The organism is Ruegeria sp. HKCCE3926 (assembly GCF_017872515.1).
Lineage (GTDB): Bacteria > Pseudomonadota > Alphaproteobacteria > Rhodobacterales > Rhodobacteraceae > Ruegeria.
Window position 1 is genome coordinate 59,194 of sequence record NZ_JAEDOU010000007.1, and the last position, 26,165, is coordinate 85,358.

22 protein-coding genes are annotated in these 26,165 nt (G+C 61.9%); 12 read left to right on the forward strand and 10 right to left on the reverse strand.

Features of this window, described 5'->3' with window-relative positions; translation table 11 throughout:
• Positions 1 to 93: 93 nt before the first annotated feature.
• Positions 94 to 819 (forward strand): SDR family NAD(P)-dependent oxidoreductase, encoded by a 726-nt coding sequence (locus I9184_RS16220; protein ID WP_209835161.1) that lies wholly within the window; start codon positions 94 to 96, stop codon positions 817 to 819.
• A 3-nt stretch (positions 820 to 822) separates the two neighbouring features.
• Here I9184_RS16220 and I9184_RS16225 read toward each other — a convergent pair whose 3' ends face one another.
• Both I9184_RS16225 and I9184_RS16230 read right to left on the reverse strand, forming a co-directional pair.
• Positions 823 to 2,475: a DUF6504 family protein gene (locus I9184_RS16225; protein WP_209835162.1), complete on the reverse strand. Its 1,653-nt coding sequence runs from the start codon at positions 2,473 to 2,475 to the stop codon at positions 823 to 825.
• 62 nt (positions 2,476 to 2,537) lie between these two features.
• Entirely contained in the window at positions 2,538 to 2,825 is a 288-nt protein-coding gene (locus tag I9184_RS16230; protein ID WP_171637451.1) for an I78 family peptidase inhibitor, read from the reverse strand.
• Positions 2,826 to 2,955: 130 nt separating this feature from the next.
• On the opposite strand from I9184_RS16230, the gene I9184_RS16235 reads away from it, so the two are divergent.
• Positions 2,956 to 4,068, forward strand: coding sequence for an S-(hydroxymethyl)glutathione dehydrogenase/class III alcohol dehydrogenase (locus I9184_RS16235; RefSeq protein ID WP_209835163.1), 1,113 nt, complete (start codon positions 2,956 to 2,958; stop codon positions 4,066 to 4,068).
• An 89-nt stretch (positions 4,069 to 4,157) separates the two neighbouring features.
• A complete protein-coding gene (locus I9184_RS16240; RefSeq protein ID WP_245218176.1) occupies positions 4,158 to 4,877 on the forward strand; it encodes an NYN domain-containing protein in 720 nt (239 codons plus the stop codon).
• 8 nt (positions 4,878 to 4,885) lie between these two features.
• On the opposite strand, the gene I9184_RS16245 is transcribed toward I9184_RS16240, so the two are convergent.
• The 3 genes from I9184_RS16245 to I9184_RS16255 form a co-directional block, all read right to left on the reverse strand.
• Entirely contained in the window at positions 4,886 to 5,824 is a 939-nt protein-coding gene (locus tag I9184_RS16245) for a DMT family transporter (RefSeq protein ID WP_209835164.1), read from the reverse strand.
• Positions 5,825 to 5,959: 135 nt separating this feature from the next.
• Complete coding sequence (locus tag I9184_RS16250) at positions 5,960 to 6,373, reverse strand: group III truncated hemoglobin (RefSeq protein WP_209835165.1); 414 nt, start codon at positions 6,371 to 6,373, stop codon at positions 5,960 to 5,962.
• Between the two features lie 48 nt (positions 6,374 to 6,421).
• Positions 6,422 to 9,340: an error-prone DNA polymerase gene (locus tag I9184_RS16255; RefSeq protein WP_209835166.1), complete on the reverse strand. Its 2,919-nt coding sequence runs from the start codon at positions 9,338 to 9,340 to the stop codon at positions 6,422 to 6,424.
• 110 nt (positions 9,341 to 9,450) lie between these two features.
• Between I9184_RS16255 and I9184_RS16260 the strand changes: the two genes are divergently transcribed.
• Positions 9,451 to 9,915, forward strand: coding sequence for a DUF1203 domain-containing protein (locus I9184_RS16260; RefSeq protein ID WP_171724734.1), 465 nt, complete (start codon positions 9,451 to 9,453; stop codon positions 9,913 to 9,915).
• On the opposite strand, the gene I9184_RS16265 is transcribed toward I9184_RS16260, so the two are convergent.
• Positions 9,912 to 10,904: an ABC transporter ATP-binding protein gene (locus I9184_RS16265; RefSeq protein ID WP_209835238.1), complete on the reverse strand. Its 993-nt coding sequence runs from the start codon at positions 10,902 to 10,904 to the stop codon at positions 9,912 to 9,914. The genes I9184_RS16260 and I9184_RS16265 overlap by 4 nt on opposite strands.
• An 87-nt stretch (positions 10,905 to 10,991) precedes the next feature.
• On the opposite strand from I9184_RS16265, the gene I9184_RS16270 reads away from it, so the two are divergent.
• From I9184_RS16270 to polA, 3 genes are all read left to right on the forward strand, one after another.
• Positions 10,992 to 11,168: a zinc-finger domain-containing protein gene (locus tag I9184_RS16270; RefSeq protein ID WP_170346779.1), complete on the forward strand. Its 177-nt coding sequence runs from the start codon at positions 10,992 to 10,994 to the stop codon at positions 11,166 to 11,168.
• 82 nt (positions 11,169 to 11,250) lie between these two features.
• Positions 11,251 to 11,721, forward strand: coding sequence for a hypothetical protein (locus tag I9184_RS16275; RefSeq protein ID WP_209835167.1), 471 nt, complete (start codon positions 11,251 to 11,253; stop codon positions 11,719 to 11,721).
• A 70-nt stretch (positions 11,722 to 11,791) separates the two neighbouring features.
• Positions 11,792 to 14,590 carry a DNA polymerase I gene (gene polA, locus I9184_RS16280; RefSeq protein WP_209835168.1) on the forward strand — a complete coding sequence of 933 codons (2,799 nt, stop codon included), beginning with the start codon at positions 11,792 to 11,794 and terminating at the stop codon, positions 14,588 to 14,590.
• Between the two features lie 20 nt (positions 14,591 to 14,610).
• Here the strand turns inward: polA and I9184_RS16285 are convergent, their stop codons facing one another.
• Together I9184_RS16285 and I9184_RS16290 are read right to left on the reverse strand one after the other, a co-directional pair.
• On the reverse strand, positions 14,611 to 14,841 hold the full coding sequence (locus I9184_RS16285) for a DUF2798 domain-containing protein (protein ID WP_171117031.1): 231 nt from the start codon (positions 14,839 to 14,841) through the stop codon (positions 14,611 to 14,613).
• Positions 14,842 to 14,915: 74 nt separating this feature from the next.
• Positions 14,916 to 15,671, reverse strand: a complete 756-nt coding sequence (locus I9184_RS16290; protein ID WP_171637432.1) for a TIM barrel protein — start codon at positions 15,669 to 15,671, stop codon at positions 14,916 to 14,918.
• A 158-nt stretch (positions 15,672 to 15,829) separates the two neighbouring features.
• On the opposite strand from I9184_RS16290, the gene I9184_RS16295 reads away from it, so the two are divergent.
• Positions 15,830 to 16,798, forward strand: a complete 969-nt coding sequence (locus I9184_RS16295) for a DMT family transporter (RefSeq protein ID WP_209835169.1) — start codon at positions 15,830 to 15,832, stop codon at positions 16,796 to 16,798.
• Here I9184_RS16295 and I9184_RS16300 read toward each other — a convergent pair.
• Positions 16,781 to 17,356, reverse strand: a complete 576-nt coding sequence (locus I9184_RS16300; protein WP_209835170.1) for a DUF1285 domain-containing protein — start codon at positions 17,354 to 17,356, stop codon at positions 16,781 to 16,783. The two genes, I9184_RS16295 and I9184_RS16300, sit on opposite strands and share 18 nt — an antisense overlap.
• A gap of 64 nt (positions 17,357 to 17,420) precedes the next feature.
• Here I9184_RS16300 and I9184_RS16305 point away from each other — a divergent pair, with 64 nt between their 5' ends.
• The 4 genes from I9184_RS16305 to I9184_RS16320 are packed head-to-tail and all read left to right on the forward strand — an operon-like array spanning position 17,421 to position 24,098.
• Positions 17,421 to 18,428: a MoxR family ATPase gene (locus I9184_RS16305; RefSeq protein WP_152459465.1), complete on the forward strand. Its 1,008-nt coding sequence runs from the start codon at positions 17,421 to 17,423 to the stop codon at positions 18,426 to 18,428.
• On the forward strand, positions 18,425 to 19,300 hold the full coding sequence (locus I9184_RS16310) for a DUF58 domain-containing protein (RefSeq protein ID WP_171637426.1): 876 nt from the start codon (positions 18,425 to 18,427) through the stop codon (positions 19,298 to 19,300). Before I9184_RS16305 ends, I9184_RS16310 begins: the two co-directional genes overlap by 4 nt.
• Positions 19,297 to 22,059 carry a DUF4159 domain-containing protein gene (locus I9184_RS16315; RefSeq protein WP_209835239.1) on the forward strand — a complete coding sequence of 921 codons (2,763 nt, stop codon included), beginning with the start codon at positions 19,297 to 19,299 and terminating at the stop codon, positions 22,057 to 22,059. The genes I9184_RS16310 and I9184_RS16315 overlap by 4 nt, the downstream gene beginning before the upstream one ends.
• A complete protein-coding gene (locus I9184_RS16320; RefSeq protein ID WP_209835171.1) occupies positions 22,056 to 24,098 on the forward strand; it encodes a hypothetical protein in 2,043 nt (680 codons plus the stop codon). Before I9184_RS16315 ends, I9184_RS16320 begins: the two co-directional genes overlap by 4 nt.
• On the opposite strand, the gene pbpC is transcribed toward I9184_RS16320, so the two are convergent.
• The gene (gene pbpC / locus I9184_RS16325; RefSeq protein WP_209835172.1) at positions 24,095 to 26,131 is read right to left on the reverse strand and encodes a penicillin-binding protein 1C; all 2,037 of its coding nucleotides are present in this window, start codon (positions 26,129 to 26,131) and stop codon (positions 24,095 to 24,097) included. The genes I9184_RS16320 and pbpC overlap by 4 nt on opposite strands.
• Between the last annotated feature and the right edge of the window lie 34 nt (positions 26,132 to 26,165).

Here is a 26,165-nt window from a genome sequence, read left to right on the forward strand (position 1 = left end):
TCTGGTTTGAGCTTCCGTGACCTGCGCCACCGTTTTGATCCGAAGCAGGCGCAAGGCCGTATTATCGTGAAACACAACTGAATCGGCCCACACATGAGCAGCTTTGACGGCAATACCATTTGGATCATCGGCGCTAGCGAAGGGCTGGGTCGCGCTTTGGCGCATGCGCTTGGCCAACAGGGTGCTTCCCTGATCCTGTCTGCGCGCAATCTTGAGAGGTTGTCCGAACTGTGTTCTGAACTGCCGGATGCGCGCGCGATCCGGTGCGATGTGACCGATTTAGACTCTGTTCGTTCGGCTGTTGCCGAGGCGGGGCATGTCGATGGGCTGGTTTACAATGCCGGGGCTTATGACCCCATGCGTTCGGCCGAATGGGACACCGAGGCGTCGCTCAGGATGAGCGATGTGAACTATCTGGGTGCGCTGCGGGTTCTGGGTGAAACCGTTCCGGGTTTTGTCCGGGCAGGCCAGGGAGAGGTTACTCTGATCGGGTCACTGGCCGGGTATCATGGGCTGCCTGCCGCCATCGGGTACGGAGCCAGCAAGGCCGCACTGATTTCTCTGGCCGAGACGATGCGACACGATCTGGCGGATACTGGCGTGACGGTGCGTATCGTCAATCCGGGCTTTATCAAGACCCGACTGACCGAAAAGAACGGTTTCAAGATGCCGATGCTGATGTCGCCCGAGGATGCGGCGGATCGCGTGGTCAAGGCGATGGCGCGTCGCCGTTTCCGTACGGATTTTCCGGCACCGTTTTCCTGGTTCATTCGTCTGATCGACTGTCTGCCGGATCTGCTGGTTTATCGTGGGAAATAGACTCTAACAAAACTGCCCCTGACAGAACCAGCCTGCGGACATCGCGCCCCCGTGCCCATAGAACAACCACAGGCGCTCCCCTTGTTCTGTCACCACCACCCAGTAATCGCGTACCCCGCTGCGCCAGTTGGGATCATCCAGCCACCATTCCGGCGCGATGCGTTCCGGGCCGGTGGCCTGTGCCAGTTGCCAGTCTCGTCCACGCCAGCGAAAGGTGCGGGGCACATTCGGGGTTTCCGGGGCCATCACGGGTTCGGGCTGCCACATATGCAAGGGGCGGGGGCGCGGCGGGGCAGGCCAGTCGCGCGCGGGTTCCGACCAGGCCGCCGCCAGCGTTTGCGCCGTTTTCTCGGGGATATGAGAGGCCGCAGGATGCCGCCGGGTGATCGCGTCCAGCCCTACCCGCGCGCCCAGTTTCCCAATCAGGTCATCCACGGCTGTATTGCCCTCAAGCCGGTTGCGGGCCACGCGGCGCGCTTCGGCATGACCGGCGATGGTGCGGGCGTGGATGGGTTCTGTCTGGATCGCTTCAAGCCGCAGCAAGTCGATGCCATAGCCTGCGTCGATCTTGTCAACTTTCATCTCTAACAAAGGGCGAATACGGTTTTTATCATAGGTCGGACGGGCCAGGCCGATCTCGATAATTTCAGCGGCCTGATCCGCACGGTGGGCTTCCAGGCGCAGCGTGCGGACCCCGCGCCCCTTCTCTTCCAGTTTGGTGCAGAGCGTTGGCAGAATCCGATCGACAGCGGCCATCACGTCTTCGACCAGGCCAATCGGGTTGGGCAGAGTCATCCGCACCGCAAAGTGATTGGGCGGACGGGCGGGCGAGACCGGCTCGGGCGCGCTGCCCATGGCCTGATCCAGACGCAACACCAGCCCGCGGCCGAACCGCCGTGCCAAACTGGCACGCGGCTGGCCCAGCAGATCACCGATCCGGCGCAGGCCCAGGCGGTTCAGTTGCGCCACGGTCTGATCGTCCAGCCGCAGCGCCGCGATGGGCAAGGGGCTGAGCGCGCCATAGGCCTGCCCCGGCGCGGCAATCCGCGCGCCACCGCCCAGCGCCATCACCTGTGGCGCGGCCCCGCCCCTGGTCCAGTGCCGCCGCTTGCTTGCCCGGGCGCGGGTGGCGCGGGCCTCTTGGGCAATAGCATCACCGTTGCGATCGGACGTGGCCTCTTGCCCGGCATAGCGCGCCAACGCCCAGGCTGCGCCCAGCGTGTCGGCGATGCCCATCTGCACGCTCAGGCCCATGTCGGCGCAGTCGGTCTCAAGCACGCTCAGCAAGGCCTCTTCACCGCCGAACAGATGGGCACAGCCCGACAGGTCAACGATCAGGCCATCGGGGGCCTCTTCGGCCACCCACGGGCTGAACTTGCCCGCCCAGCGGCGCAGCGCGGTCAGAAACGCAGCCTCGGCCGGGGCGTTGCGAGGGCGGGTGATCAGGCTGGCGCACATGGCATGGGCATCGCGGACCGGCTGACCCACGCGCAATCCGGCGGCCTGCGCCTCGGCATTCAATGACGTGACGATCTGCATGTTCGACTGTTCGGCCACAACGGCCAAAGGCCCGGCATGCAGGCCCCGCGCGGCGCGGACCAGCCGTTCGGCCCCCAGACGGGGAAACCAGAGCGAAAGAATTCGGCGTTTGGGCATCGGCAGGCATCATTGATGTTCTTATTTTGTTCTTAATTCAGAATCACCTGCCGAGTCCACGCTTACCCGCAGGTCAGACGCTGAATAACACCGGCGTCGTTCACATAGACGTTCAGCCTGTCGATACGGTAATCCTGTGTCGCGATGTCGTCCGGGCCCAAAACACGAGACCGTTCGGGAAGACCAGCCTGAATCGTTGAAACGGGCTGACCAACGGATTCGGCAAAGGGCTCGCCCTTGCAAAATGCCAGATCAACAGGTGCGTCTTCTGAGGTGGCGGCGACATCCTGCGGGACGCTTGTGTCTGCGCAGGCCGCCAGAAAGATAAAGATCGGTAAAAAACGGTGCATTGGCGTTCCTCATTCTGGCAATGTCGTTTCTGCAATATCAAATAATTAGCCAACCTGCCAAGAAAGCACAGTTGAAACCACCCTGTATTTGACGCAGGGTCGGGGCAAAAGTGACAGGGAGATAAGTACCATGCGTACCCGTGCCGCCGTCGCCATTCAGGCAGGCAAACCTTTGGAAGTGATGGATGTGAACCTTGAAGGCCCAAAGGCGGGCGAGGTTCTGGTTGAAATCAAGGCCACCGGTATCTGTCATACGGATGAATTCACCCTGTCGGGTGCCGACCCCGAAGGCCTGTTCCCGGCCATTCTGGGCCATGAAGGCGCAGGCGTTGTGGTCGAGGTCGGCCCAGGCGTGACCAGCCTGAAGCCGGGCGATCATGTGATCCCGCTCTACACCCCCGAATGCCGTGAGTGCGAATACTGTCTGCATCCCAAGACCAACCTGTGTCAGGCGATCCGGGAAACCCAGGGCCAGGGCCTGATGCCCGATGGCACCTCTCGTTTCTCGACCTTGGATGGGGATCCGATCCTGCATTACATGGGCTGCTCGACCTTCTCGAACCACACGGTTCTGCCCGAGATTGCGCTGGCCAAAGTGCGTGAAGACGCGCCTTTCGACAAGATCTGCTACATCGGTTGTGGTGTGACCACCGGCATTGGTGCGGTGATCAACACCGCCAAGGTGGAAATCGGCAGCCGCGCCATCGTGTTCGGCCTAGGCGGGATCGGTCTGAATGTCATTCAGGGCCTGCGTCTGGCCGGGGCCGATCAGATCGTCGGCGTCGACCTGAACCCGGCCAAGGTCGAGATGGCCGAGAAATTCGGCATGACCGATTTCGTCAACCCGTCCGAGGTCGAGGGCGATCTGGTGCCCTATCTGGTCAACCTGACCAAGGGCGGCGCGGATTACACCTTTGATGCAACAGGCAATGTCGGCGTGATGCGCGCGGCGCTGGAATCGGCGCACAAGGGCTGGGGCGAATCGATCATCATCGGCGTCGCACCCGCGGGGGCCGAGATCTCGACCCGTCCGTTCCAGCTGGTCACCGGCCGGTCATGGCGCGGCACCGCCTTTGGCGGCGCACGTGGGCGCACGGACGTGCCCAAGATCGTCGACTGGTACATGGAAGGCAAGATCGAGATAGACCCGATGATCACCCACACCATGGGTCTGGACGACATCAACACCGGCTTTGACCTGATGCACAAGGGCGAAAGCATCCGGTCGGTGGTGATTTACTGACTACCAGAAATTGCAAGGGCGGGGTTTAACCCGCCCTTCTTGTTTCCTATCTTCAGAATATTGATAAATATCTGAATAGAGGGACTAAATTGATCACTGAAGCAACGGAGCGCCTGGCCGTTCTGATTGACGCCGAGAATGTACCGGCAAAGCATGTTGCCGAGATTTTCGAAGAAGTTGCCACACTGGGTGAGGCAAGCCTGCGCCGGATCTACGGAGATTTCTCGGGCGGCACGCCGCAGGGTTGGAGCGCCGAGAAGCTGGCTGAATACGCCATCGTACCGCACCAGCAATTCGCCAATACCACTGGCAAGAACGCCGGGGATATCGCCCTTGTGATTGATGCCATGGACATATTGCATTCCGGCCGGTTCGGTGGGTTTGTACTGGTGTCGTCAGACAGCGACTTCACCCGGCTTGCCAGCCGGATCCGCGAACAAGGGTTGAGCGTGTTCGGGATCGGCGAGGAAAAGACGCCCAACGCCTTCAAGAAAGCCTGTAACCGCTTCATTCTAATTGAGAACATCAAAAAGGAAGAGATGAATGGCGGCGAGAAGGTAAATGCAGTTCAGCTCAAAAAAGAGCTGAATCATGCTTTCCAGTTAATCCGGAATGTCGTGCTCAAGTCCGAGGAACCGGACGGATGGGCGGGCCTTGGCTTGGTAGGCAGCCAGCTCAGCATGAACTATCCGGATTTTGATACGCGAACCTATGGCTTCAAGCGCCTGAGCGACTTGGTGCGAGCCACCGGGAAATTCGAGGAAACAGGCGAAAACGGCGGCCTGAAGATCAGACTGAAAGATCAGTAGCAGCCGCCCTACGACCCAGGCCGCGCAGAGGCGCCGGTGTCGGAACGCGGCGAGCGGACGCGCAGAACAGGCTTGTTCGGCGACACATTGGCCCGGCTCTCGCGCCAGACAACGAACACACCGGACGCGATGATGATGCTGGCCCCGACTGCGACCCACATGTCGGGCGTTTCGCCAAAGAACATCATGCCGAATATCGTGGCCCAGATGATCTGGCTGTACTGGCTGGGCGCGATGACGCCGGCGGGCGCAGCGCGATAGGCCAGAATGATCAGGTGCTGGGCGATCACGGAAAACACGCCGACCAGCGCCATCATGGCCAGATGCAACAGGGACGGCGGCTGATAAACGGCCGGTTGGGCCAGGCTCATGACCACGATCGCCAGCAGCATTGGGTAGAGGATCAGCACGGCCGATCGTTCCTCGTTTCCGATCTTGCGCACCAGCACCGATGCAAAGGCGCTGCAGAATGCGGCCATCAGGGCGGCCAGATGGCCGAGCGTGATATCCGTTGCGCCGGGACGCAGAACGATCAGCACCCCGATCAGACCCACGCCAACCGCGGCCCAGCGCTGGGCCCGGACGACTTCGCCCAGTATCGGAATCGACAGGACCGTGACGATCAGCGGGAAAGAAAACAGCAACGAATAGACCTCGGCCAGGGGCAGGACCGAAAAGGCATAGAACGCGCAGGACATGGCCGTGACCATCAGACCCGAGCGCAGCAACACCAACCAGGGGTGATGCGGCAGGAAGTTGCCCGTGGTCCGGTCCGTCAAGATCGTCACGGCCATCGGAACAAAGGAAAACAGCGTGGCAAAAAAGATGATCTGCATCACCGAGTAGGTCCCGCCCAGCACCTTGATCAGCGCGTCATGGGTGGCGAAGACCGCAAAGCCCGCGAATGCATAGCCAAGACCCCGGAGGGTGGTGTTCTGAGTGCTCATGGGTCGGCCTCGGGTGATGTGTCGATGTGAAGGGGCAGCGCAAAAGGGGCTGTCTTGTCTCTGACTAACCCTATTTCCTCGACCCGCATAGCCCCTAATTTACCGCTAACATCGCAAGGCAGCCATGACGTGGGCTCAACGCAGGATCGGTGGCGCGTTCTTGGGCTGGCGGGCCGATTGCACCCCGGCTTTCATCCCAACACCGATGCGGCGCGCCAGAGCGATCCATGGGGTGGCGGTTTCCGGGGGCAGGGTCTGGGTGGCGACCTCTTCGAACAGGTCCAGCCAATGGGCGAACATCTCGGGCTTCACGTCCGGTCGTTCGATATGCACCCGCTGCGGGTTGCCGTCATAGCTGCGCTCGAACAGGATGGCGTTGCGCCAGAAGGATGCGATCTTTTCCTCATGCGCGGGCCAGTCGGTGACATGGTTGGCGAATACCGGGCCAAGTACCGCGTCCTGCCGCACACGGGCGTAAAAGGCGCGAACCTGTGCGTTGATCTGCTCGGGCGTCGCGGGAAAGCGCGGCGGAAGGGTTGGTCTGGTCATGGTGGCCTGTTTTCACCTCTGTTTTTTGGCAGATAGGCGGTTCCGGCGTTATGTGACAGAGGTGGTATTGTCGCGCTGCCCCGGCGTCAGCAGGTGCCGCAGCAGGGCCACGGGATGCGCCCGCAGGCTCAGGCGGGTGGCGACGTAATCCTCAACCACCTGTTCGCCCAGCGACATCCGGGGCAGATGGGCGGCGGGCTCGTCCAGCGCCTCGCCTTCCAGATCCTGCGCAAACAGGGGCAGAGGCTTGGCTGTGGCAATTGCCTTGGCCTGCCACAGCGCCTCGCGCCGGGTCAGGCTGCAGGCGGCAAAGGCATCGGCCTCGGCCAGCCGTTCGATCACCGACGGCCCAAGGCCCGCACGACGCCAGACATCATCGACCTGATGGTAGCCGTTGCCGCGCGCGGCGGTCAGCCAGCTGGCGTCTTCCTCGCTCAGCCCCTTGATCTGGCGAAAGCCCAGCCGCAGGGCCAGCCCGCCCTGACCGTCAGGCTCCATTACGTTGTCCCAGAAGCTGGCATTGATGCAGACCGGGCGCACCTGCACGCCATGCTCGCGCGCATCGCGCACGATTTGGGCGGGGGCGTAGAAGCCCATCGGCTGCGAATTCAGAAGCGCGCAGGCGAAAATCCCCGGGTGGTGGCACTTGATCCAGGCGCTGGCATAGACCAGCAGCGCAAAGCTGGCCGCGTGGCTTTCGGGGAAGCCGTAGGAGCCGAACCCCTCGATCTGCGAGAAACAGCGTTCGGCAAATTCGGCGTCATAGCCGTTGCGCTGCATCCCGCGCAGGAACAGGGTGCGGAATTCGCTGACACTGCCATGCTTCTTGAAGGTCGCCAGCGACCGTCGCAGCCGGTCGGCCTGTTCCGGGGTGAACCCCGCACCCACAATGGCGATCTGCATCGCCTGTTCCTGAAACAGCGGAACGCCCAGCGTCTTGCCCAAGACCTCGCCCAGTGCGTCCGAGGGAAAGCTGACCTCCTCCTCGCCGTTCCGGCGGCGGATATAGGGGTGAACCATATCGCCCTGGATGGGGCCGGGGCGGATGATGGCGACCTCGATCACCAGATCATAGAAATTGCGCGGCCGCATCCGGGGAAGGAAGTTCATCTGCGCGCGTGATTCCACCTGGAACACGCCCACCGAGTCTGCCTTGCACAGCATGTCATAGACCACCGGATCCTCGGGCGGCAGGGTGGCAAGGGTGTAGCTGGTCTGGTGATGCTGGCCGATCAGGTCGAAGGCCTTGCGGATGCAGGTCAGCATGCCAAGGCTGAGGACATCGACCTTGAGGATGCCAAGACTGTCGATATCGTCCTTGTCCCAGCAGATGACCGTGCGGCCCTCCATCGTGGCGTTTTCGATGGGGACAAGCTCATCCAGCCGACCCTCGGTGATGATGAATCCTCCCACGTGCTGAGAGAGGTGGCGGGGAAAGCCGTCGATCTCATGAACCAACATTAGAGTCTGTTTCAGGCGGCGGTCTTGGGGGTCGAGGCCGATCTCGCGCATCCGTTGTGCCTCGAGCCCCGAGGCCGAGAAAAACCCCCAAAGCTGTGAGGAAAGCGCCGAGATCGTATCTTCGGTCAGGCCCATGGCGCGGCCGACCTCGCGGATGGCGCGCTTGCCGCGATAGTGGATCACCGTGGCGCACAGCCCCGCGCGGTGGCGTCCATAGCGTTCATAGATGTGCTGGATCACCTCTTCGCGGCGTTCATGTTCGAAATCGACATCGATGTCGGGCGGCTCGTCCCGCGCCTCGGAGACGAAACGTTCAAACACCATGGTGCCCATCTCGGGGCTGACCTCGGTGATGCCGAGACAGAAACAGACGACAGAGTTTGCTGCCGAGCCGCGCCCCTGGCACAGGATACCGCGCGAGCGGGCGAAATGGACGATGTCGCGGACGGTCAGGAAGTAGGGTTCGTATTTCAGCTTGCCGATCAGCGTCAGTTCATGCGCCAGCATCTTTTTGGCTTTCTCGGACGCCCCGGCGGGATAGCGCCATTTCAACCCTTCATGCGCCAGCCGATGCAGGCGCTGGGTCGGGGTTTCCTGCTCGCTGCCCTCGCTGGGGTATTCATAGCGCAGCTCGTCCAGCGAGAATGTGAGTTCCTGGCTGAGCGCATAAGCGCGGGCCACGGCGTCCTCAAAGCCCTTGAAAATGCGCAGCATCTCGGGTTCCGAGCGCAGGCGCTGTTCGCCATTGGCCAGCGCGTCGCGGCCCAGATCGTCCACCTTGCGGCGCAGGCGGATCGCGGACAGCACATCACCCAGCTTGCGGCGCGACCCGTGATGCATCATCGGCGCGGCGCTGGCAATTGTGGGCAGGTTCAGATGATGAGATTCAGTCTCTAACAGATGAAAAAATGCGCTATCGGCGCCATCATACCGGGGGTGAATCAGCAGATGCATGCGACCGGCAAAGCGGCGCGTCAGCTGTTCCGCCTGTGTCCGCCATCCGCTCGCGCCGCCGGTTGGGCGGCCCGCCTGTGGCCAGAGCAGCAGGTGCAGACCGTCGGAAAATTCCAGCAGGTCGGACAGGTGCAGGATGCAGTCGCCCTTGGCCGCGCGCAGCCGTCCGGTGGACAGGAGGCGGCACAGGTTGGCCCAACCCTGCCGGTTGATGGGCAGGGCGGTGACGGGCGGGGCATCGGTAAAAATCAGCCGCGCCGCCGGGATCAGGCGCGGCACCGCATGCACCGGGAACGAGGGCGGTTTCGGGATGTGATCGGGGCAGGGCGGGCCGATGGGCGTGTTCTGCTCGTCCCACGCGCGGCGCTCACGGACCTTGCGGGCGATCTCGCGCGCCTGGGTATGGGTGCGGACGATGCCGGCCACCGAGTTGTCATCGGCGATGGCGATGGCGGGCAGGCCCAGGGTGACGGCGCGCTCCATGTACTCCTCGGGGTGCGAGGCCCCGGTGAGGAAGGTGAAGTTCGACGTGATCGACAGTTCGGCATACATGGCGATTCCACATTATATTCACGTTTTGTTCTTTTTCGAGTCCTTTGCGCAGGAAACGGGTCGCCTGAACCTGGTCAGGCGCGCATGGTTGCAGAAAAAGGAGACCTGATATGTTCAAGATCACCGCTCTGCCCACTGACGAAGTCCGCGCTCTTCAGGCAGGCCAGCCTGATGCATATGGCGCTGCGCCCGAGCGCGCCGTTTCGTCGGGGGCAGGCAACCCCTGTCGCCACTGCCTGAAGAACATTCCCGAAGGCGCAGAGATGCTGATATTGGCGCATCGCCCCTTTTTAGAGCCACATCCATACGCTGAAACAGGACCAATCTTTCTGTGCGCAACGCCTTGCGAGCGCTATGAAGGCGACGCCCTGCCCGAGATTTTGACCACTGCACCCGACTATTTGATCAAGGGGTATGGACCGGATGACCGGATCGTTTATGGCACCGGGGCAATCACGCCCAAGGATCAGATCAACGCAAAAGTCAGCGACATTTTTGCCCGCCCGGACGTGGCCTATATTCACGTCAGATCTGCACGGAACAACTGCTACCAAGCACGGATCGACCGGGCTTAAAGCTTGACCCGGTGCAGGCCCCGGCGCGGCTGGTCCCGATCGTCGGCCGGGGCATCGTCGGTGCGCGAGGAGGTCAGGGCCAGAAACACGTCCTCGAGATCGGCCTCTTCGGTGCGCACGTCGCGGATGCGGATGCCCGCCGCCCGGACGGATTCCAGAACCTGTTCGGCGCTGGTCCGGGCGCTGCGATATTGCAGTATCAGGCTGCCGTCTTCACGTAAGCTGGCCTCGACGCCTTCGGTCACCGGCAGGTCGACCACCGGGGTGTCGGGAACAATGACCATGGTCCGGCTGTCCATTCGGCCCAGCAGGTTGGCGGTACTGTCCTGAGCGATCTTTTCACCGTGGTTGATGATGGCGATTTCGTCGCACATCTCCTGCGCTTCTTCCAGATAGTGGGTGGTCAGGATGATGGTCATGCCCTGCTGGTTCAGCTTGCGCACATTGGCCCACAGCATCTGGCGCAGTTCGATATCCACGCCTGCCGTGGGTTCGTCCAGCACCAGGATTTTCGGGTGGTGCACCAGCGCCTTGGCCAGCAGCAGCCGCCGCCGCATCCCGCCCGACAGCGTGCGGGCATAGGCCTCGGCCTTGTCGCTGAGGCCGACCAGTTCAAGGATTTCATCGCTGCGACGTTCGGATTTCGGAACGCCGTACAGGCCTGCCTGTACTTCCAAGGCGCCCCGCGGGGTGAAAAACGGGTCAAGGTTCAGCTCCTGCGGCATCACACCAATCGCGGCGCGGGATTGCCGCGGATTCTGATCCTGATCGAAACCCCAGATCGACACACAGCCCGAGGACTTCACCACCAACCCGGCCAGAATATTGATCAGGGTCGATTTCCCGGCGCCGTTCGGGCCCAGCAGCCCGAAAACCGAGCCCCTGGGAACAGTCAAATCAATGCCTTTCAGCGCGTGTTTCTCAGGCTGACCCTTGCCGCCACGATAGGTCTTGCGCAGACCTTCGATCCTGATTGCCGCATCGCTCATGTGGCTCTTGCCCCCGGATTGCTCATCGCTCATAAACGCACCTAATACATGCCCGCGAGGCCGACAACCGAAGAAGGATCGCCAGCCGTGACCATCGAAGCGCCGGAAACCAAGATCGTCGAAACCGCCCGTGTCGCCTGTGACGGCGGCGAAGGCGCATTGGGCCATCCGCGCGTCTGGCTGCAAATCCCCGAGGATACAGGCTGGGTCGAATGCCCGTATTGCGACTGCAAATATGTGCTGAAGGGCACCGAACAGGGCTGATTGCCTGACCAACCGGGTTTTGCCCAAATCTTGCCTCGGTTTTCATGTTAGTGCTTTGGCGCAACCAAAGCAGGGATACGTGATGACCGGAATTTCGGCCACTGACACAGTGAACCCGGTTTTCGGCTGGGCTGGGTTCTGCATCGCGTCTTTGGCGTTGTTTGCTGCGTTGTTCGTATTCTGGGCGGGGCCCTTTGCACCTCAGCAGACTGCGGGTGTGTCGCTGGGCGAACTGGCGGCCGAGATCGGCAAGTCGACCCTGAGGGCCGCCGCGGGGATGGAACAACCCGAGCCCGTTGCCCGCGCCCGCGATCTGGATGATTTCCTGTGGATCGGAGTCGCCATGCTTGGCGGGCTTGCGATCGTCATATCGGCCGTTGGCATCCTGCGTCACGAAAAGCGGCGCCCTGCCATCGCCGGAATGGTTATCGGTACGGGGGCAATCCTGTTCCAGTTCTTTGCCTTTGCATTTTTTGCCTTGCTGGGGGTGTTGGTGGTCATGGCTTTGCTGAACAGTTTCTCTGACGTCTTCTCGGGATTGTTTGGCGGTTAGGCTGCGTTCTTGGCTGGTCACCCGCGCGACCCTGTGGCAGAACCATCCCTGACCGACAGGGAGCGCGCGCATGAGCAATTTCGGAAAAGGATGTCACCTGCATCTGATCGACGGATCGGCCTTTATTTTCAGGGCCTATCACGCGCTGCCTCCGCTAACCCGCAAGTCGGATGGTCTGCCGATTGGGGCGGTGTCCGGGTTCTGTAACATGCTTCAGAAATATGTCGAAGGAAACACCGGGCCGGATGCGCCAACCCATGTGGCGGTGATTTTCGACAAGGGGTCGCACACATTCCGGAATGATCTGTACGACCTGTACAAGGCCAACCGCGAAGCGATGCCCGAGGACCTGCGCCCGCAAATTCCGCTGACCCGTGAGGCGACAAAGGCGTTCAATATCGCCTGCAAAGAACTCGAAGGCTATGAGGCCGACGACATCATCGCCACCCTGACCGTGCAGGCGCGCGAGGCTGGGGGCCGCGTGACCATCGTAAGTTCCGACAAGGATCTGATGCAGTTGGTCGGTGACGGCGTCGAGATGCTGGATGCGATGAAGAACAAGCGCATCGACCGGGACGGCGTGATCGAGAAGTTTGGAGTTGCTCCTGAGCGCGTTGTGGATGTTCAGGCGCTGGCCGGGGATTCCGTTGACAATGTGCCGGGCGCTCCGGGAATCGGGGTCAAGACGGCGGCGCTGTTGATCAACGAATACGGTGATCTGGGAACACTGCTGGACCGGGCCGAGGAAATCAAACAGCCCAAGCGCCGGCAGACCCTGATCGAAAAGCGCGATCAGATCGAACTGTCGAAGAAACTGGTGCAGCTGGACGAGAACACACCGCTGGATTTCACGCTGGATGACCTTGAAGTGAAAGAGCCCGATGCCGAGACCCTGCTGGGTTTTCTGGCGGATATGGAATTCCGCACACTGACCAAACGGATCGCCGACAAGCTGGGGGCCGAGGCACCGGCCATCGCCGACGCTCCGGCGCCTGCGGCCAAAGAAGTTGAGGCCGAGACGATCCCGTTTGACGCGGCAAAGTATGAATGTGTCCGTGATGCAGCGGCTTTGCAAAAATGGATCGACCAGGCCCAAGAGCGAGGCTGGATCGCAGTAGATACCGAAACCACCGGTCTGAATGAAATGATCGCCGATCTGGTCGGAATTTCGCTGTGTGTCGAGGCCAGCGAAGCCTGTTACATCCCGCTGACCCACCGTGATGGTGCGGCGGATGATCTGTTCGGGTCGGACGCGCTGGCTGAAGGGCAAATGCCTCTGGATGAGGCGCTGACGCTGCTGAAGCCGGTGCTTGAGGACCCCTCGATCATCAAAATCGGGCAGAACATGAAATACGATGCCAAGATTTTCCGGCGTCACGGTATCGATGTGGCCCCGATCGATGATACGATGCTGATGTCCTATGCCATGCATGGCGGCGAGCATGGGCACGGCATGGATACACTCTCGGAACGGTATCTCAGCCACACGCCGATCCCGATAAAGCCGCTGCTGGGGTCAGGCAAATCTGCGATCACCTTCGACAAGGTGCCGATCGACGAGGCCACCGCCTATGCCGCCGAGGATGCGGATATAACGCTGCGCTTGTGGCAATTGTTCAAACCGCAGCTGCACCGGGTGCAGGTGACGACTGTTTACGAGACGCTCGAACGACCACTTGTGCCGGTTCTGGCCGAGATGGAGATGCATGGCATCAAGGTCGACCGCGACGTGCTGAGCCGTATGTCAAACGCCTTTGCCCAGAAAATGGCCGGTTTAGAGGCTGAAATTCACGAGCTGGCGGGTGAGAATTTCAATGTCGGCTCACCCGCGCAGTTGGGCGAGATCCTGTTCGACAAGATGGGCCTGGAAGGCGGCAAGAAGGGGAAGACCGGCAAGTACTCGACCGGGGCCGATATTTTGGAAGACCTCGCGACCGAGCATGAACTGCCGCGCAGGGTGCTGGATTGGCGCCAGTTGTCCAAGCTGAAATCGACCTATACCGACGCGCTTCAGACCCATATCAACCCCGACACGGGCCGGGTGCACACGTCTTATACCATTACCGGGGCGAACACGGGGCGTCTGGCCTCGACCGACCCCAATTTGCAGAATATCCCCGTGCGCACCGAGGAGGGCCGCCGCATCCGCGAGGCCTTTGTCGCCGAGCCCGGAAATGTTCTGGTCAGCCTCGACTACAGCCAGATCGAGCTGCGCATCCTGGCGCATATCGCCGACATTCCGACCCTGAAACAGGCCTTTGCCGATGGGCTGGACATCCACGCCATGACCGCGTCGGAAATGTTCGACGTGCCGCTGGACGAGATGACGCCGGACATCCGCCGCCAGGCCAAGGCGATCAACTTTGGTGTGATCTATGGCATCTCGGGCTTCGGCCTGGCGCGCAACCTGCGCATACCGCGGGCCGAGGCACAGGGTTTCATCGACCGCTATTTCGAACGCTTTCCGGGCATTCGACAGTATATGGATGACACGGTGGCATTTGCCAAAGAGCACGGCTATGTCCAAACTCTGTTCGGGCGCAAGATCCACACGCCCGAAATCAACGCCAAGGGGCCGCATGCAGGATTCTCGCGCCGGGCGGCGATCAACGCGCCGATTCAGGGCACGGCGGCGGATGTGATCCGGCGCGCGATGGTGCGGATGCCGGGTGCGATCAACGGGCTGCCCGCCAGGATGCTGTTGCAGGTCCATGACGAATTGTTGTTCGAAGTCGCCGAGGATTCCGTGGATCCGCTGATCGATGTGGCGCGCGAGGTGATGGAGGGTGCCTCGGACCCGGCGGTGAAACTGGATGTGAAGCTGAGCGTTGATGCCGGCCAGGGTGCGAACTGGGCCGAGGCGCACTAGCGCCGGGTCAGCCCCCCAAGTCAGCCTTGTGGCCTGACCCACCCTTCGACCATACGTTTCACCGAAGGTCCCAGGACCAGGATCACCGTGAACGCGATGGGCCAGCAAAAGGCCCAGGACGCCATCCAGTCGCCCAGCGTTTCAGGATGGAACCCCACTGCCTTGACCGTAGCGATCCCGGTGACAATGCACGACATCAGCCCTGACATGATCAGTCCAAAGATGGCATGGGCAAAGCGGGCAGGGATCATATCGGTCATCCTTGAAAACGGCTTGCCCGATATGTGCGCCTTTCGGGCTGCTAATTCCAGCCCGATGAACGGCGTTAACGTCGCATCCAAGCCAAGGTCGCATCCGTTCGAGCGGTAGAAGGCGCGTATTCGGCACTGACCCAACCGGTGTAACCAGCATCATCCATTGCCGCGAAAAGCTGCGTGAAATCCGTGGGCCCGCGCCCCGGTTCAGAACGTTCGGGGGCGGCCCCGATCTGGGCGTGGACAACGCTGGGGTGAAAACGCTCCCAGACGGCCAGCGCGTCGCCGTGGATCATATGTGCGTGAAAACTGTCATATTGCAGACCGACATTCGGGCGATCCACGCGGCCCAGTACCTCGGTCGCCAGATTATAGTCGTTCAAGAAATAGCCGGGTTGGGACATCGGATTGAGGGGTTCGATCGTAAATGTCTGCTGCGGTGCGAAATCGGCGGCCCACTGTAAGTTTTGCACGAAGCAGTCCAATGCATCCGTCCCGGCGGCGTATCCTGACATGATATGAATGAAACCCGGCCGCAGCACCTGAGCGTAGCGCAGAACGCGGCGGATATCAGACTGAAACCGGGACGCACCGCCGGGGATGGCGGCATAACCCGGTGCGCCACCGGTATAATTCGGCGGAGGCGCGTTGATCAGAACCAGTTCGAGCCCGTTGGCCAGCAAGGCACGCCGGGTTTCTTTTGCAGCCAGTTCGTACGGAAACAGGATCTCGACCGCCTTGAACCCGGCATCTGCCGCTGCCTGAAACCGATCCAGATACGGAAGTTCGGCAAAGAGCAATGAGATATTCGCAGCGAATTTTGGCATAGGCGGCCCATGGGTTTCAGGTGGCCCGACCTTATCCGCGCGTTGATTTCTGTGAAAGTGACAGAAAACGACAGTTTGTCGAAATTCGACCAGATCGACCCGATGAAATCGGAAACGCTTCCTGCATTGCGGCGAATCAATTTTCTGACGCCGTGCCAATGGAAGGTTTGAAAACGATGGCGATGAGCCCAGACCCCGTCCGCGGGAACAGCCTTTCTGCGCCGGCGGGACAGCATTCTGCCTTGTCGGGCAACGGGTTGGCCGTGGCTTCGATGCTGACATGGGCGGCCGGGTTTCCGGCGGCCGAGGTGCTGTTGCAAACATGGCCGCCCGTCGCCCTGTTGGCCGCGCGACTGGCGCTGGCCGTGTTGGTGATGGTTCCGGTCTGGGTAATTCTGGACGGGCCGCGCCGGGTTGTTTCAGCCCGCTGGGGTCATGCAATGACCGTCGGAGGCCTTGGAATCGGGTTGGGAATGTTCCTGTTGATCTTGGCGCAAAAGCTAACCGACCCGGTAACGGTAGCAATCATCGTCTCCTGCGCACCTTTGGTGGCCACATTGCTTGAATTGGCTGCTGGCACACGCCGGCTGAAGTGGAATTTTGCGCTGGGCGTTCTTGTGTCGATTGTCGGCGGATTGATCGCCACCAGCGCCTTGGCCCCGGCCCAGTTGGGTCTGGGCGCGGCCTGTGCGGTTGGATCAACGGTGCTGTTCTGCTGGGCCAGCATGGCAACCGCCCGTGATTTCGCCGAACTGAGCCAGACCGGGCGCACGACGATCACCTTCGTCGGAGGGCTGGCCATGGCATCGCTGCTGGTTTTCGGATCGGCGCAGTTTGGTCTGGACGTGATGCCTGCAACTGCGTTCGACACGCAGCAGGCGGGCATGCTGATGATCTATGCGCTTATCTCCATGGGTCTCAGCCAGGTATTATTCATCACCTCCGTCGGCAAGCTGGGCGTGGCGCTGGCCTCTTTTCACATCAATGTTGCCCCGTTCTACGTGATGCTGATCATGCTGATGCTGGGGGACGAGTGGAACTGGACCCGGGCATTTGGTGCGGGCATTGTTGCAATGGCTGTCGTGCTGGCACAGGATCGCGCGCCGCGGTCAGCTCAGGTCGGCTGAAGGGATCAGGCCAAAGAACTGCCCGCCTGACCAAACACCGAACCAGCCGTCGTGGTGCGTTCCGATCTCGACGAGGCGGTAAAAGCTTTTGCGGTCTATCCGAGCTTCAAGGTTGTCGCGGATCAATATGTAGGGTGAGGGTTCGTCTGTTTCAGGGTCGATTACAATTCGGATCGGATGATCAGCTCCGGCCAAGGCCCGGTCGCCAACATGGGTTGTGAAGGTCAAGGACTGGTCCTTTCCATCCCCGTCCCGGACGAAATCCACTGCGACAAACGGCGCGTCTTCTACAGTGATTCCCACCTTCTCGACCGGGGTGACGAGGAAGTATTTGCCGTCTTCCTTCTTAAGAATTGAGGAAAAAAGCTTCACAAGCTCGAAACGGTTGATGGGTGAGCCTAAATAACTCCATGTGCCATCTTTTGCGATCTTGATGTCCAGATCGCCGCAAAACGGAGGATTCCAGAGGTGAACGGGCGGTAAACCGTTGGTTTTGGCCGCCTTGACCGATGCCGCCAGACCATCTGGCGACGGTTTCACAGGTTTTTGTCCGCTCATTGCTTTTGCCATTTCCTCTCAGCGCGATACACTTCAATCATAATAGTCCACGGAAGGGAAAGTCATGACCGAACCTGCCGACCTCGTAGCCGAGATCGAAGCGCTGGAAAACAAGCTGCAAGAGGCCAAGGCCTCGATCACCCGCCGCTTCATCGGGCAGGAGAGGGTCGTGGACCTGACGCTGACCGCACTTTTGTGCGGCGGCCATGCCCTGTTGATCGGTCTGCCGGGTTTGGGCAAGACACGCCTGGTCGAGACTCTGTCGACGGTGATGGGCCTGCATGGCAGCCGCATTCAGTTCACGCCCGATCTGATGCCCGCCGATATTCTTGGGTCCGAGGTTCTGGACACTGCCGACGATGGCAGCCGCCATTTCCGGTTCATTCCCGGCCCGATCTTCTGTCAACTGTTGATGGCGGATGAAATCAACCGGGCAAGTCCGCGGACACAATCGGCGCTGTTGCAGGCGATGCAGGAACGCACCGTTACCGTGGCGGGTGAAGATCGTTCATTGGGTACGCCGTTCCACGTGCTGGCAACGCAAAACCCGATCGAGCAGGAAGGCACTTATCCGCTGCCCGAAGCCCAGCTTGACCGGTTCCTGGTGCAGATTGACGTCGAATACCCCGACCGCCAGACAGAGCGGGATATTCTGCTGGCTACGACCGGGGTTGAAGAGGAAGAGGCGCATCAGATTTTCAGCAAGGAAGAGTTGCTGGCCGCGCAGGTCTTGTTGCGCCGGATGCCGGTCGGAGAATCCGTCGTTGAACTGATCCTTGATCTGGTGCGGGCGTTCCGCCCCGAAGAACCCGGTGTGTCCGAACGGGTTGCCGAAACCGTGGCCTGGGGTCCGGGCCCCCGTGCCGCGCAGGCGCTGATGATGACGGTGCGCGCGCGGGCCATGTTGCAGGGGCGCCTGGCACCCAATGCCGAGGATGTTCTGGATATGGCGCGCCCGGTGCTCAGCCACCGGATGGCGCTCAACTTTGCGGCAAGGGCGCGTGGTGACAGCCTTGCAGAGCTGATTGATTCGACCGCTGTCGGGCTGATCCGGACCGAGGCCGCGGCGTGAATGCCGAGCTGACCCTTCGCGAAAGATCCGAAGCCGAGGCATCGCGGCTACCGCCCCTCTTGGCGCGGGCTGAGCACTTGGCCGGAACCGTTCTTCTGGGCGACCACGGTCGACGGCGGTCCGGGATGGGGGATGATTTCTGGCAATACCGCCCGGCACAGGTCGGCGACAGCCGTCGCATGATCGATCACCGCCGCTCGGCGCGGGGGGATCAGCAGTTCGTACGTGAACGGGAATGGCAGATCGCGCAATCCGTGATGCTGTGGGTCGATCAGGGGGCTTCGATGCGGTTTGCGTCCGACAAGACCCTGCCGACCAAAGCGGATCGCGCGCGGCTGTTGGGGCTGGCGACATCCATCCTTCTGGTGCGCGGCGGTGAACGCGTAGGTCTGACCGGCACCACCTTGCCGCCCCGGCGCGGCAATGCGCAGATCATTCGGCTGGCGCAGGCCTGGTCCGAGGATGATCAAGCGGATTACGCCCCACCCGAACACCGCGCCATGATCCCTCATGCCCGCGCCGTGTTCATCTCGGATTTTCTGGGCCCCATGGATGAGGTTGAACTTGCCCTGACCAAAGCCGCCGACCGCGGCGTGCGCGGCGTGGTTCTGCAAGTGCTGGATCCGGGTGAAGAGTCGTTTCCCTATCGCGGGCGCACCATTTTCGAAAGCGTCGGAGGGTCCGTCCGACACGAAACGCTCAAGGCCGCCGAGCTGCGGGACCGTTATCTGGAACGCCTGGCGCACCGCAAGGACGCGTTGAGGCAACTGTGCCGAGCGACGGGCTGGCAACTGGGCCTGCACCACACGGGTGACAGCGCACAAGCGGCTCTGTTATGGCTTTATCGGGCCTTGGATGGGGGCACGCGATGACGGTTCTGGCGGGCATCGGCTTTACCGCGCCATGGGTGTTGCTGGGTCTTCTGACTCTGCCGATCCTGTGGCTGATCCTGCGCGCGGTTCCGCCCGCACCGATCCGCCGCTTGTTCCCGGCGGTCACGCTGCTGTTGGGCCTTAAGGACGACGAAAGCGTATCCGACCGCACCCCATGGTGGCTGTTGCTGCTGCGGATGCTGGCGGCGGCTGCGATCATCATCGGGCTGGCAGGGCCGGTTCTGAACCCGTCACGGGATGAAACCGGAACCGGGCCGCTGCTGCTGGTGCTGGACGCCAGTTGGGCCGGAGCCGCGCGCTGGCCGGCGACACTTGACCAAATCGACACGCAACTGTCGGAGGCCGGGCGCGCGGGCCGAACGGTTGCGATTTTGCGCCTGACAGAGCCGGAAACACCGGTATTTCAGGCTGCGGAAGCGTGGCGTGGGCGTTTGCCGGGGCTGACCCCGAACCCCTGGCAGCCGAATGCGGATCAGATTGCTCAGATTATTGCCGCGTTGAACGCCGTTGACGGCGGATTTGATACCCATTGGTTCAGTGACAGGCTGGATTATGCAGACCACGCTGAACTGGTGTCCAGCCTTCAGGCGCGCGGAGATGTGACGGTCTATCAGGCGGCCTCCCGGCCCGTGGCGATCCGGCCTGCGGCCTATCAGGACGGGCTGATCCAATTGACCGTTCAGCGCGCGGGCCCCGGACCGGAAGACCGCGTGACGGTATTGGCACAAGGCCGTGATCCGGCGGGCACGGCCCGGGTGCTGCATTCCGTTGAGCTGACCCTGGAGGTCGGCGAAACCTCGGCGCAGGCCGATCTGGCGCTGCCGTCGGAATTGCGCGCCCGTATAACGCGGTTTGAAATTCAGGGCCAAAGGTCCGCCGGGGCTGTGACTTTGACCGATGACAGTCTGCGCCGGCGCGAGGTTGCGCTGATTGCCGGAACCCGCAACCGTGAAGGGCTGGAGCTGTTGTCACCCCTCCATTACTTGACGCAGGTTCTGGTCCCGACCGCGGATTTTGTCGATGGCGGCCTGCTTGAGGTTCTGCCCGCCAACCCGGATGTGATCGTCCTGTCGGACGTGGCGCAGATGTCGGAGCCGGAAGAGGCCGCTTTGATCGAATGGGTCGAACAGGGCGGGCTTCTGCTGCGTTTTGCCGGTCCGCGCATGGCGGCCAGCGATCTGGGCAGGGATACCGAAGACACCCTGTTGCCGGCGCGGCTGCGCAGCGGTGGACGATCTGTCGGCGGTGCGATGAGCTGGGGCGAAGCCAAGACGCTGGCTCCATTCCCCGAAAGCTCTCCGTTTTTCGGCCTGGATATCCCAAAGGACGTGGTTGTTTCGACCCAAGTCATGGCGCAACCAGACCCTAACTTGGCGGATCGCGTGATTGCTTCGCTGTCTGACGGGACTCCGTTGGTAACACGCAAGGCTTTGGGGCTTGGGCAGGTGGTGCTGTTTCACGTCACTGCGGATGCCGAATGGTCCAGCCTGCCGTTGTCGGGCCTGTTCGTCGAGATGCTGGATCGTTTGGCCGTGGCTTCGGCAGCCAAGTCGCGGCAAGAATCGCAACTGCAAGGCACCACGTGGGAGCCGGTTCAGATCATGGACGGGTTTGGCGCCCTGTCAGATGCCGGAACCCTGGCCGGTGTGGATGGCGTTCAGCTGATCTCGGGCCGGATCGGGCCAGATTTGCGTCCGGGTCTCTATGAAAGCGGAAAGCAGAAGCTGGCATTGAACGTGGTTTCGGAAGAAACCGAGCTGCGCCCTGTGACCTGGCCCGCCAATGTGCCGATCAAAGGGCAGGAGGTCAGCACGGAAACCCCGCTTGGTGGCCTGTTGCTCAGCCTCGCGCTGATCTTGCTCACGGTTGACGTGATTGCCTCGCTGGCCTTGTCGGGCAGGCTGGGCCTGGCGCGAACGGCGGCTGCCGCGCTGGCCGCTTTTCTGCTGGTGCCGGACGTACAGGCGCAGACGCCCGAAGATACCGAATTTGCCCTCGCTGCAACGCACGAGCTTGTGCTGGCGCATGTGCTGACCGGTGAGACGCAGGTGGACGATATTGCCGAGGCCGGATTGCGGGGCTTGGCGCAAACCCTGTTCTTTCGCACCTCTGTCGAACCGGCGGACCCAATCGGCGTTGATCTGGAACGAGACGAGCTGGCATTCTTTCCGCTTCTCTATTGGCCCATCACGCCGAACCAGCCGCAACCTTCGGCCGAGGCGTATATCAAACTGAACGCCTATTTGCGTTCGGGTGGGATGATCCTGTTTGATACGCGCGATGCGGATATTGCCGGTTTCGGCGCATCCAGTCCGAATGGCCGCAAGTTGCAGCAACTGGCCGGACCGCTGAATATCCCTGCATTAGAGCCGATTCCCCGCGATCACGTCCTGACCAGAACATTCTATTTGCTCCAGGATTTCCCGGGCCGCTATTCCGGCGCAGAAGTCTGGGTCGAAGCTGCACCCGGGGATGCAGAACAGATCGAAGGGATGCCATTCCGCAACCTCAATGACAACGTGACACCGGTGGTTATCGGCGGCAATGACTGGGCCGGGGCCTGGGCCGTGGATCGCAACGGCCAGGCCCTTTTGCCTGTCGGTCGTGGGTATGCCGGGGAACGGCAACGCGAACTGGCCAATCGTTTTGGCGTCAATCTGGTGATGCACGTGCTGACCGGGAATTACAAATCCGATCAGGTCCACGTGCCCGCCCTTTTGGACAGGTTGGGACAATGACCGGAACCGTCATATTCGACCCGCTGATCCCGTGGCCGCTTTTGGCTGCTGTGGGGGCGATTGCCGCTGTCGGAGTAGCTCTGGCCTTGTGGCGCGGCTTGTCGGGCTGGGCCCTGCGGGGATTGGCGGCCCTGGTTGTCATCGCGGCACTGTCCGGTCCGGTCTATCAAGTCGAGGACCGCGCGCCGCTGACGGATATCGTTTTGATGATCGAGGATGAAAGCGCCAGCCAGACACTTTCGGACCGGGCCGAACAAACGGCGCAGGCCGCCGAAGATCTGGCCGCCGAGATTGAGGCGCGCGACAATACGGAACTGCGCCGCATTCGGATCGGCGACGGTGACGGGGATGAGGGCACGCAGGTCATGGCCGCCCTGAATGAGGCCCTGGCCGAAGAGCCGCGTGCGCGCATCGCAGGCATTCTGGTGGTATCGGACGGGATCGTGCACGATGCCGATCAGGCCCCGGAATTGCCAGCGCCGATGCATCTGCTGCAATCCGGGCGTGCGGACGACTGGGATCGCCGGCTTATCGTCCGAAATGCGCCTGCCTTTGCCATCATCGGTGAATCGGTGACTTTGACCCTGCGCGTTGAAGACAGCGGAGCAGCCCCCGCGGGTGCCGCGACAGCGCCGCTGGAGATTTCCGTGGATGGTGGTGAGCCTCAGCAGCTGAGTATTCCAATCGGTCGGGATGTCGAACTGCCTGTCACCCTGCCTCATGGCGGGCGCAACGTGCTCCAGTTTTCCGTGCCCCTGGCCGAAGGCGAGTTGACCGACCGCAACAACACCGCGCTGATCCAGATGAACGGCGTTCGGGATCGCCTGCGCGTTCTGCTGGTCTCGGGCGAGCCGCATCCGGGCGGGCGCACATGGCGCAACCTGCTGAAATCCGACAGCTCGGTCGATCTGGTGCATTTCACCATCCTGCGCCCGCCCGAGAAGCAAGATGGCGTGCCGGTGGACGAATTGTCTTTGATCGCCTTCCCGACCCGCGAGTTGTTTCTGGAAAAGATCAACGATTTCGATCTGATCATATTCGACCGTTACAAGCGGCGCGGCATCCTGCCTGCAATCTATCTGGACAACGTCACCAGTTATATCAATGACGGCGGCGCCGTTCTGATTGCCGCCGGTCCGGATTTCGCCGGAGCTGACAGCATTTTTCGGTCGCCGCTGGCGCCCATCCTGCCAGCGCAACCTTCCGCGCGTGTCTTCGAGGAACGCTTTGTTCCAAAGGTCAGCGCGTTGGGTCAGCGCCATCCGGTGACAACAAATCTTGGCGATTCCGAGGATTGGGGGGCCTGGTTGCGCCAGATCGATGTGAACCATCGCTCGGGCGAGGTTCTGATGACGGGCATTGACGAACGCCCCCTGCTGGTTCTGGACCGAGTGGGCGAAGGGCGTGTTGCGATGCTGGCATCGGACCATGCCTGGCTGTGGAGCCGTGGCTTTGAAGGTGGCGGTCCGCAACTGGAACTTTTGCGCAGGCTGGCCCATTGGATGATGAAGGAACCCGAACTCGAGGAAGAGGCGCTGTGGGCCGAAGCCAACGGCCAGTCCATGCGCATCATTCGACAGACGCTTGGGGATGATGTGGGTCCGGTGACTGTGACGCGCCCGAACGGCGAAACGCTGGAAATCACCTTGCAGGAGGTCTCTCCGGGGCGGTTCGAAGCGCAATACTATGGGCCCGAGATTGGTCTTTACCGTTTGCAGGAAGGTGACCACATGGCCGTGATCGGGCTTGGTCCCGCCGCGCCGAAGGAGTTTGAACGCACCATCGCTACGGGGGATGTTCTTGAACCGGTTCTGACCGGCATGCGGGGCGGCGTGATCCGGGTGGAAGATGGATTGCCGTCGATCCGCAACGTGCGCGCCGGGCGCCCGGCGGCTGGTCGGGGCTGGATCGGTCTGACCCCGCGCGATGCCTACGAGACACGGGATGTTACCCAGGCGGGTCTGCTGCCGCCTTGGCTGGTTTTGCTGTTGGCAGGAGGTTTCCTGTTGGGCGGTTGGCTGCGCGAGGGGCGGCGCTAATCGATCCTGATTGACGCCCTGTCGGATTGACCTTGCGCATCCACCACGACAAGTGAGGTGAAGCCGGTCCCCGGATTTGGGATTTCGAACTCTCGTCGCCGCTGCCCGGTCAGCACCGGCACGCCATCTGCCAGTACGGAAAACGGCCCGACGCCGCCACGCAGTTTGACCGTCAGAGGTGCTCCTGACGTCTCTAATACGGCGTTATCGGGCGGGAACAGCAGGTCCGGCGCCGCGGGATCATCCTTGAAAGCTGTCGTGCGGGGGCGAAATCGCTGCAACGGCTGAGGCAATTGGGCCGCGCCGACAAGCAAGGTCGAAGGTGGCGGTGGGCGCAGGGGCGTTAGATCGGGTTTCAACAGGTTGAAAGCCTCGGCCAACAGGGGTGCGGCAAGGTCGCCCCCGAATGCGCCGGGAACAGGCGTTCCATCGGCGCGGCCCAGCCAGACCCCTATGACGTGCTGCCCGTCAAAGCCGATGGCCCAGGCATCGCGGTGGCCATAAGACGTGCCGGTCTTGTAGGCCAGCGACCCTGTTGCACCGCCTGCCGGTGGCGCAAGCCCGGCCAGAATGTCCGAAACCTGCCAGGCCGAGGTTTCCGACAGAACGCGCCGGGTGCGCTGGGCGTCTGCCAGAACGTCATGATGCAGGATCGGGCCTGTGCCGCCAGCTGCCAGAGTGGCGTAAACCTGCACCAGATCGTGCAGGCTCAACCCCACGCCCCCCAAAGAAATCGCCAATCCGGGTGTTGCGCCATTCAGACGTGGCTCTGATCCGGCCAACCTCAATGCTGTCATCAACCGAGCGGGGCCCAGCTCATTCGTCAGGCGCACGACGGGGATGTTCAGCGACAGCTGTAGGGCGTCCCGCACCCGGACATCGCCACGGAAGGCGCCGTCGAAATTGCGCGGTGCGTATCGGCCAAACATCACGGGGCTGTCGCTGATCAGGGTCTCGGGGTGGGCCAGCCCCTGATCGAAGGCCAGCCCGTAGACCAGAGGTTTCAGGGTCGATCCGGGTGACCGTACGGCCCGGGTCATATCCACGAACCCCTGACGGGCATCTTGGTACCCGGCAGATCCGACCGATGCCAGAACCTCGCCGCTGCGATGGTCGGCCACGATCAGAGCCCCGGAAACGCGTGGTCCGACGCGGTTGGCGGCCCGGGCCACCAAGGTTTCCAGCCGGGCCTGCAATCCGGCATCCAGAGTCAGATCGAAGGCCTGTGTTGCGGGTGCTTGCCGCCTCACGCGGTCAGTCAGATGAGGTGCAAGACGCGGAAACGGATTCATCCGATCCGGAAGAGGCTCGGTCATGGCCGCGCGCGCTTCGGCATCGGTCAGGACGGTGTGGCGCACCAGCCTGTTCAGAACCCGGTCGCGGGCCTGCCGGGCAGCCTCGGGCTTGCGATCCGGGCGCCGGGCCTCGGGGGATTGCGGCAACGCAACCAACAGGGCGCTTTGCGCGGGCGTCAGCCGGGTGGCGTCCTTTCCAAACCACGCGCGGGCGCCGGCGCGGAGCCCTTCCAGATTGCCACCATAGGGGGCATGGGTCAGATAAAGGTTCAGGATTTCCTGTTTGCTCAGACGCCGCTCCAACGCCAATGCGACTCTGATCTGGCGAAATTTCCCGCTCCAGCGCCCGGTTGGACCATCTTCGATCAACCGCGCCACCTGCATGGTCAGAGTGGACCCGCCCGACACGTTACGCCCGTTCCACAGGCTTTGCCCGGCAGCCCGCAGCATCGCGATGAGGTCCACTCCGGCGTGGGTCCAGAACCGTTTATCCTCGTACCGGATCAGCATAGCGATGAAATCCGGGTCAACTGCGCCGGGCTGCAGCCTCCAGATGCCATCCTCAACTGGAAACGCCCGCAGAAGGTCGCCATTCCGGTCCCGCATCTCGACCGAAGTTTCAGCCATAACGGAAGGCAGGGTTGTGGCATCGACCCAGCGGTCAACACCATCCCGTGCCAGCGCCGTCAGGTAGAGTGCTCCGGCCAGCGCAAACAAGAACCGCGACCGCTTAGGCATGACGACCACCCAAACAAGGGTATGGCGCAAGTCC

Coding starts and splice junctions, on each gene's coding strand:
- I9184_RS16290 (WP_171637432.1), bottom strand. CDS start 15,671: ATGCCAAAATTCGCTGCGAATATCTCATTGCTCTTTGCCGAACTTCCG.
- I9184_RS16245 (WP_209835164.1), bottom strand. CDS start 5,824: ATGAGCACTCAGAACACCACCCTCCGGGGTCTTGGCTATGCATTCGCG.
- I9184_RS16285 (WP_171117031.1), bottom strand. CDS start 14,841: ATGATCCCTGCCCGCTTTGCCCATGCCATCTTTGGACTGATCATGTCA.
- I9184_RS16260 (WP_171724734.1), top strand. CDS start 9,451: ATGTTCAAGATCACCGCTCTGCCCACTGACGAAGTCCGCGCTCTTCAG.
- I9184_RS16295 (WP_209835169.1), top strand. CDS start 15,830: ATGGAAGGTTTGAAAACGATGGCGATGAGCCCAGACCCCGTCCGCGGG.
- I9184_RS16315 (WP_209835239.1), top strand. CDS start 19,297: ATGACGGTTCTGGCGGGCATCGGCTTTACCGCGCCATGGGTGTTGCTG.
- I9184_RS16265 (WP_209835238.1), bottom strand. CDS start 10,904: ATGAGCGATGCGGCAATCAGGATCGAAGGTCTGCGCAAGACCTATCGT.
- I9184_RS16320 (WP_209835171.1), top strand. CDS start 22,056: ATGACCGGAACCGTCATATTCGACCCGCTGATCCCGTGGCCGCTTTTG.
- I9184_RS16220 (WP_209835161.1), top strand. CDS start 94: ATGAGCAGCTTTGACGGCAATACCATTTGGATCATCGGCGCTAGCGAA.
- pbpC (WP_209835172.1), bottom strand. CDS start 26,131: ATGCCTAAGCGGTCGCGGTTCTTGTTTGCGCTGGCCGGAGCACTCTAC.
- I9184_RS16230 (WP_171637451.1), bottom strand. CDS start 2,825: ATGCACCGTTTTTTACCGATCTTTATCTTTCTGGCGGCCTGCGCAGAC.
- I9184_RS16255 (WP_209835166.1), bottom strand. CDS start 9,340: ATGTATGCCGAACTGTCGATCACGTCGAACTTCACCTTCCTCACCGGG.
- I9184_RS16250 (WP_209835165.1), bottom strand. CDS start 6,373: ATGACCAGACCAACCCTTCCGCCGCGCTTTCCCGCGACGCCCGAGCAG.
- I9184_RS16300 (WP_209835170.1), bottom strand. CDS start 17,356: ATGAGCGGACAAAAACCTGTGAAACCGTCGCCAGATGGTCTGGCGGCA.
- polA (WP_209835168.1), top strand. CDS start 11,792: ATGAGCAATTTCGGAAAAGGATGTCACCTGCATCTGATCGACGGATCG.
- I9184_RS16225 (WP_209835162.1), bottom strand. CDS start 2,475: ATGCCCAAACGCCGAATTCTTTCGCTCTGGTTTCCCCGTCTGGGGGCC.
- I9184_RS16305 (WP_152459465.1), top strand. CDS start 17,421: ATGACCGAACCTGCCGACCTCGTAGCCGAGATCGAAGCGCTGGAAAAC.
- I9184_RS16235 (WP_209835163.1), top strand. CDS start 2,956: ATGCGTACCCGTGCCGCCGTCGCCATTCAGGCAGGCAAACCTTTGGAA.
- I9184_RS16275 (WP_209835167.1), top strand. CDS start 11,251: ATGACCGGAATTTCGGCCACTGACACAGTGAACCCGGTTTTCGGCTGG.